1 protein-coding gene and 1 pseudogene are annotated in these 1608 nt (G+C 54.4%); both read left to right on the plus strand.

Annotated features, from left to right (window positions below; genetic code table 11):
- Nucleotides 1-497, plus strand: a pseudogene (locus ACR0LH_RS21625) (hypothetical protein); the annotation flags it as partial.
- Nucleotides 401-1600 carry an autotransporter outer membrane beta-barrel domain-containing protein gene (locus ACR0LH_RS21630; protein ID WP_480722427.1) on the plus strand — a complete coding sequence of 400 codons (1200 nt, stop codon included), beginning with the start codon at nt 401-403 and terminating at the stop codon, nt 1598-1600. The pseudogene ACR0LH_RS21625 and the gene ACR0LH_RS21630, both read left to right, overlap by 97 nt.
- Nucleotides 1601-1608: the final 8 nt, after the last annotated feature.

Here is a 1608-nt window from a genome sequence, read left to right on the forward strand (position 1 = left end):
CATTCAACTTCACAGTTAAGAACGGAGGGGTGCTTTCGCCGGGCTTTTCAATTGGTACACTCAACAATAGCGGCGGCATTGCCTTTGAAACTGGGTCAAGGCTCTTGACTGAAGTCGATCCGACGGCCGGGCAAAAAGCTGACTTGGTGTCATCCAGCGGGCCGGTGACGGGAATTGACCGCGCGACTGTACAAGTCGAAGCTGCTCGGCCCGGTCTGACAGCGCAGGACTATGCTGCCGGCAACAACTACACGGTATTTCAAGCCTCAAGATTTGATGGAGACTCACCGACGCTCGTTGCAGGAGGATCCCTTCCAGCGTTGTCCAATCTGACGATAGCTAACACGCCGACCACTGTGGTCAGATTGATATCGCATTCACCGCTCAACCGGTCACAAGCTTGCCCCAGAACCCTGCGGTCACCAATTCGCCAAATGCCAGCAATCTCGCTGGCGCGGTGGCCAACACCACCAACATGTCACCCGGAACAGGTCTGACCAATGGCTCAACCTTAGGCAATGCCGTAAACACGCTTACCAATTCAGGCCTGGCTGGGTTTAACCGTGTGCACGCCGAGCCCTATTCCTCGAACCTGACCGTTGGGCTTGAGCAATTAGACCTGATAACCAACACCGTGCTAAGCCACGCTGACTGCCGCAAGTATCAAGCGGTCGGCTTCGGTAATGACGATCAACCCGTTGCATCAGGCGGCATAGACTCGGCCCAGAGACCGAGCGGCGCAATCGACTGCTCTGACCGGCGCTGGTGGATCGACACATCCTATGTGAGCGGGGACGTTGATGGAAGTAACGGCCTTGGGACATTCGACTATTCGCTGGGCACCATTTTGGTTGGAGCGGACGTCGCAAGTACGGATCGAGGTGTGGTCGGCGTTTACGCAGGCTTCGGGACATCCTCCATGGATGAGCACGATCAAGTCGATCAGGACTTTTCGACCGACAGCTATCACGTGGGCGTCTATGGGCGTACGACAACCGGAACATGGGAGTTCTCTGGGCTGATCGGTTACATGTTCGGTGAAACCGACGCCAAGCGGCGAAACCCTTCTGTTGATGGCTTTACGGGCGGCGAAGCAAAGTCAGATTTGGACCAAGAGGGAATCCACGCCGGTATCCGGGCACGGAAGCTGTTTAGCCTGGACAACGGTGCTAGGGTTTCTACGGTTTTTGGATTGAACTACGGACGCATCAGACAAGGCTCAGGCACAGAAACCGGCGGTGGCGATTTCAACTATTCCATTGAAAAAGCGAACGCAGAGTCTTTGGTCGCTTCCATTGGAGTTGACTATCAACAGGACTTCTTGACAGAGAATGGTTTGCTAACCCCAATCGCCTTTGCCCGGTATGAATATGACTTCTTTGCCAACAAGGACAATGAGCACGAAATCACTGTAACAAGCCCGATATTTGGCACGTTCACGCAAGTCGGTCAAAACCGAGGAGCAAACGGCTTCGTTCTTGGTCTGGGGCTAGGGTATCAGATCTCTGATCTGGCCAGACTAACGGCAGGATATGGCTATTCAGTTCGCTCCAACGGCCAAGAACATGGCCTCGGTGCAAACTTAAGCGTTCGGTTCTGATTAGGGCG

Source organism: Ruegeria sp. CL6, from assembly GCF_056536465.1.